This is a genomic window from Dokdonella sp. (assembly GCF_051958935.1).
In the GTDB taxonomy this organism is placed as follows: Bacteria; Pseudomonadota; Gammaproteobacteria; order Xanthomonadales; family Rhodanobacteraceae; genus Dokdonella_A.
In genome coordinates this window covers 1-5,440 of sequence record NZ_JBQCFP010000178.1, presented here as the reverse complement: position 1 = coordinate 5,440, position 5,440 = coordinate 1, and the positions used below count along the sequence as shown (strand labels likewise).

The following is a 5,440-nucleotide window of genomic DNA, read 5'->3' as shown; positions in this document are numbered from 1 at the left end:
GTCGTAGCTCGACGTCGTCGGCGCGCTGCCGAACTTGACGTAGAGGTCGCCGTCGCCGCTGCCGCCCGAGGTGACGAACTTGAGGTTCGTCGCGCCGGCCGGAACGACCATCGTGTAGGCGAGCTGGTTGCCCGTCGTCGCCGCGAGTCCGGTCACCGCGACACCGTTCTGCAGCACGTTGCCGCCACCGCCGCCGCCCGTCACCGTGACCGAACTCGTCTTGGTGTTGGTCGCGCCGCCGTTGTCGGTGACCGTGAGCGACACGCTGTAGGTGCCCGCGCTCGCGTACGTGTGGCTCGGGTTGGTCGCCGTCGAGGTACCGCCGTCGCCGAAGTTCCACGAGCGCGAGGCGATCGTGCCGTCGCTGTCGCTGGAGCTGTCGGTGAAGTTCGCCACCAGCGCGTTGGTCGTGAAGCTGAAGTTCGCGACCGGCGCGACGTTGCCGCCGCCACCGCCACCGATGTGGTTGATCGCGCTGCTGAGGATCATGCTGCCGCGACCCGTCGCGAGGTCATAACCGACCGCCGCCGTCGAACCGTTGTTGTTGCCCGACGTGATGTCGTGGAAATCACCGGCGGGCAGCTGGTAGATGATCGGGCCCGCGAAGCCGACCGACGTGCCCTTCACCGCGAGCACGCGCGCCCACATGCCGGCGAAGATCGGCGCCGACAGGCTGGTGCCGCCGATCTGCTGGGTGCCGCCATTGACGATGACCTTCGCGCCCGAGTTCGGGTCGCCGTCGAACGCGACGTCGGCGACGCCGCGCTTGCTGCCCGACCAGAGCGTCTGCCAGCTCGGCTTGGGTTCGATCGTGCTCTGGCTGCCGCCCGAGTCGACCCATACGGTTTCGCTGCTCCATGCGCTCGTCGATGCGTTGAGCGTCGTGCCGGAGACCGCGACCACGTAGGGCGAGTTGGCGGGGTTGCTCGCCTCGTCGGTGCCGCCGTCCTGGCACTCGTCGGCGCCGAAATCGCCGGTCGAGATCGAGAACGTCTGGCCCTGCGCGACCGCGGTCGCGAACAGCTGGTCGTCGGCGGCATCGGAGCCGTCGCTGTGCGCGTCCTTTTCGCATTCGCCGAGCGACATGTTGATGATCTTCGCCGCGTTGGCGGAAACCGCCGTATTGATGTTCGCGGTGAGCGCGGAGTTCGCCAGCGTCGGCTCGTTGTAGAAGATGATCTTGCCGACCTGTCCGCCGGCCATGCCGACGACGTCCTGGCTGTCGAGGTTCCATTCACCGATGCCGCTGGTGTCGTTGCTCGTGCCGCCGGTGTTGACCGTCTGCGTCGTCACGGTCGGGAAGCCGTGCGCCGACGTGAACGCGTTGAGGTCGGTGATCGTCTGGGTGAGCTTGCCCTGCGTGATGATGCCGACCGTGACGCCCGCGGCGGTGGCGACGCCGGTGCCGCCGTAGATCGCGGAGAACTCGTTCGGGAAGTGGCCGGTCACGGCCTGCGGCTGCGGACCGTCGAGCACCTTCGACATCACGCGCGGCCGATGCACGTCCTGCAGGCCGAGCACGGCCAGCACGATGCCCTGCAGCGACGCCGGAATGTGCACGGGCGCGGTGTTGGCGATCGCGCTGCTGCCGTCCTTGCGCGTCACGCGCGCGAGCGAAGTCTGGAACGCGGCCTGCGCGACGTCCGCGGTGCCGTCGGCCGAGACGAGCATGCGGTTGTCGGCGACGACGATGTTCTTGAAGCCGGCCGAGGCCAGGAAATCGACGACCGCCTTGACCTGGTCTTCGGTCGGCGCGTGGCGCTCGCGGACCTCGTCGGTCGACAGCATCGGGCGCACGCCGGTGATGCTCTGCGCGGTCGCGGCGGAAGCGATGTAGCTGTCCAGGCCCTCGCGGTCGCGCATCTTCAACGCGATCTCGACGTGCACCGGTTGCGTGAACGGCACCATGCCGTCGATGTTCTCGCCTGTACGCAGCGCGACGGCCGGCGAAAGCTGCGCCGTCGAACGCTGCGCCTGGCCGGGCGTGGCGGCCCCCACCGCCGTCGTCGCGCCGAACGCCATGACGACCGCGGCGGCGAGCGCCGCGGGCCGCGTGGTGATTCTCGAATTACGCATTACTGACTCCCTCAATATGCAAAGTTCGAAATACCGATGGGTGTGTGTAGCGATGCGGTCGCACGCGGCGAAACCGTTCCCGGCGCGCTTCCAGCGGGCCGTTTCGGAACGGTGAACGGGTCGGTACGTATTGCCTGCTGCAGCCGGGCCGAGGTCCGTGCGCGTGCGCGTACGGGAATGCAGGCCCCGAATCCCCTCTCTTGGATGCGGGCTGTCGATCGGCGCGGATGCAGTCCGCACCGGGGAGATAGCACCCGCGAGCTGTCACCAACCTGACAGTGCGCCGCCACTGCCACGCAACGTGGACGAATCGTCGAAATATCCGCGGATGCTGCAATGCGCAAAAAATAAAAAAGAACGGCAGCCGGTTCGCACCGGCCGCCGTCCGTGCACCTCCCTGATGGCATCGCTCCGTGCGCCGCGACCGTCCTGCGGCATGCGCCGCGTCGAACGGGCGGCATGGCGCCCGGATCCACGATCCCTGGATGCCCGATGCAGGTGTCCCCACACCTCCCGAGCGTCCTTGTGTCCCACGTCCGCGTCCTGCGCTTGCCGACCCCTCTCTCGACCCGGCATGCGTCCTGCTGCGGAAACCGGTACTGCTCCCCAGCCCGGCCCTTGGGTACCGTTCCGCGTGGAGGAGCCACGCGGAAGCCGACAAGCTAGCAGCAACGACGCCGCAAGAAAAGCCGGCGCCATCACATAACCTATTGATCCCATTGGCATATCGCCGCTGGTTTTTGCGACGCAGCAGGAAACGCGGCGTTGCCTGCCGCGGCAATCGCGCATGAATACGATTTCAGCTGCCGCGTCGCAATAAAAGGCCGCTCGACGGTCGATCACGCACGTCGGCGCGGACGATCCCTCGCTTGGATCAGCGCCGGCGCCCGAGCGTCGACACCTTGCGCGGCCGGCGGATCCAGACGATCACCGTGGCCACGAGCAGCAGCGGCGGAAACCAGTAGACCGTCTTCAGCCAGCGGTGCTCGACATTCCAGGTGGTATTGAAGATGAGGTCCATCGCGACGGTGGCGTCATCGCGGATGCGCGGGAAACCTTCGCTCAGCGCCGCGGTGACCCGATCCTGGCCGAATGCCTGCAATGCGGGCACCGCCGCATCGAGCGGGCTGCCGAGCAGCACGTAAGTCGCGGCGATCGGCGCCTCGCGATTGGCCGAATCGACGATGTCGCTGCCCACCTCCGGAATCAGCGGCAACGAGCCCCAGACGACGATGTCGTAGAACAGGAACAGTACGAACAGGGCCAGTACGATCACGTGCAGATGGCGTTTCATCGTGGGCGCGCCGCTTCGGGGGAGCCCATCCTAGAACGAAACGGCCCGGCGCGCGCAACGCGCGCCGCGGCGGCTACAGCATGCCGGTTTCGAGCCGCGCCGCCTCGGACATCATCGACTGCGTCCACGGCGGATCGAACACGAGGTCCACATCCGCTTCGGCGATGGTCGGGATCATCTCGAGCTTGGTGCGCACGTCGTCGACGAGGATCTCGCCCATGCCGCAGCCGGGTGCGGTCAGCGTCATGCGCACGCTGACCTTGCGCCGACCGTCGGCGAGGCGTTCGAGATCGCAGTCGTAGACGAGGCCGAGTTCGACGATGTTGATCGGGATCTCCGGATCGAAGCAGGTGCGCAGTTGCTCCCACACGAGCTTCTCCACTTCGGCGTCGTCGGCACCCTCGGCGAGTGAGAGCGGCGCCGGCGCCTCTTTGCCGAGTGCGTCGGCGTCCGCGCCGCGGATGCGGAACAGGTTGCCGTCGACGTAGACGGTGAAGCTGCCGCCGAGCGCCTGCGTGATGTAGCCGACCTGCCCCGCAGGCAAGGTCACCTCGTCGCCCTGCGGCACCATCACGGCGGCGCAGTCGCGTTCGAGGCGGATCGGTTCGGAAGTCTGGCTGTAACCCATTGCGGCGTATCGGAGCGGCGGCCGTGGCGGAACTGCGCATTATGCCGCGTCGCGGGCGGCGCTGCGCCATGGAATATCGGGGCTGGCGCCGCGCGTTCAACCGCCGCGCGTGCCTCAACCGGAGGGCGCGAGGCCGGTCGCCTGCAGGCATTTTCCGAGCAACTTCATCGCCGCCTCGATGTCCGCAGGGGGAAGGCCCGCATAGCCGAGGACGAGCCCTGGGCGCGGCGGCGGCTTGAGGCAATACGGCGAGATCGTGTAGAGGCCGAGGCCGCGCGTGCGAGCGTGCGCGACGAGGCGTTCGCAGTCGGCGTGGCTCGCCCGCGTCAGCCACGCGGTGAGGTGCATGCCTGCATTCGAATCGACGACTTCGACCGCATCGCCGGCGTGGCGGCGCAGGCCGCCCAGCATCGCGCTGCGCCGCGCGCGCAGCGCGACCGCGGCGCGGCGCAAGTGCCGCTCGAAGCCGCCGTCGGCCATGAAGCGTGCGAGGGTCGCCTGTTCGAGCGCGTTGCAGCCGCGGTCCTCGAGCCACTTGGTCGCCGAAAACGCCTCGCGCAAGGAAGCGGGCACGACCATGTAGCCGAGGCGCAATGCCGGGAACAATGCCTTCGAGAAACTGCCGATGTAGATCACCCGGCCATCGCGGTCGAGCGACTTCAGCGCCGCCAGCGGGCGCCCGCCGTAGCGGAACTCCCCGTCGTAATCGTCCTCGATGAGCCATGCATGGCGTTCGGTCGCCCAGTCGAGCAGTTCGACGCGGCGCGACAACGGCAGTAACGCGCCGGTCGGGAACTGGTGCGAGGGCGTGACCACCGCGAGCCGCGCGCTCGACGGCAGCGCCGCGGGCACGAGGCCTTCGTTGTCGACGCGGCAACCGCGCGCATGCGCGCCGAACGCGGCGAACACCTGGCGCGCGCCGCGATAGTGCGGATCCTCGAGTACGACCGTGTCGCCCGCTTCGAGCAGCACGCGCGCGGCGAGCGCGAATGCCTGCTGCGTGCCGGACACGATGACGACGTCCTCCGGCGCGGCCGGTACGCCCCGCCGGCGCGCGAGGTAGTCGCAAATCTGCTCGCGCAAGGCGAGCAGGCCCTGCGCATCCGGATAGTCGAATTCGACGTGCTCGGCGGCGCGCCCCACCTCGCGGCGCCAGACGCTGCCGAGCAGCGGATTGGCGAGTGGCAGGCCGTACTGGAGGTCGTACCGCTGGTCGCTGTGCTGGTGTCCCGGGATGCGGCGGCCATCGGTGTTGGCGAGCGCGCGGCGCGCGAAGCCCGACAGCGGCGCGACGAGCGTGTTCGCGCTGCGTTTGTGCGGCGTCGCGCTGCCGACATTGGCGACGAAACTGCCGGAGCCGACGCGACCGAGCAGGTACCCTTCCGCCTGCAGTTGCTCGTACGCGGCGAGCACGGTGTTGCGCGAAATATCGAGCTCGCGCG

Annotated in this window: 4 protein-coding genes; all 4 read right to left on the bottom strand. The window is 68.5% G+C overall.

All coding sequences use genetic code 11. From position 1 onward, the window contains the following. A partial coding sequence (locus ACTHK2_RS16530) for a protease pro-enzyme activation domain-containing protein (protein WP_440246835.1) occupies positions 1-2,076 on the bottom strand: 2,076 nt, incomplete at its 3' end. An 874-nt stretch (positions 2,077-2,950) separates the two neighbouring features. After that, a complete protein-coding gene (locus tag ACTHK2_RS16525; protein WP_440246834.1) occupies positions 2,951-3,370 on the bottom strand; it encodes a hypothetical protein in 420 nt (139 codons plus the stop codon). A 73-nt stretch (positions 3,371-3,443) separates the two neighbouring features. Next, entirely contained in the window at positions 3,444-3,998 is a 555-nt protein-coding gene (gene sufT / locus ACTHK2_RS16520; protein WP_440246833.1) for a putative Fe-S cluster assembly protein SufT, read from the bottom strand. Between the two features lie 114 nt (positions 3,999-4,112). Further along, positions 4,113-5,440 (bottom strand): MocR-like pyridoxine biosynthesis transcription factor PdxR (gene pdxR / locus ACTHK2_RS16515; RefSeq protein ID WP_440246832.1); only part of this gene is annotated, 1,328 nt, incomplete at its 5' end.

What these genes read in the sequence shown, in the direction of transcription:
- ACTHK2_RS16525 (WP_440246834.1), bottom strand. Translation starts at nt 3,370, where the DNA reads ATGAAACGCCATCTGCACGTGATCGTACTGGCCCTGTTCGTACTGTTC.
- sufT (WP_440246833.1), bottom strand. Translation starts at nt 3,998, where the DNA reads ATGGGTTACAGCCAGACTTCCGAACCGATCCGCCTCGAACGCGACTGC.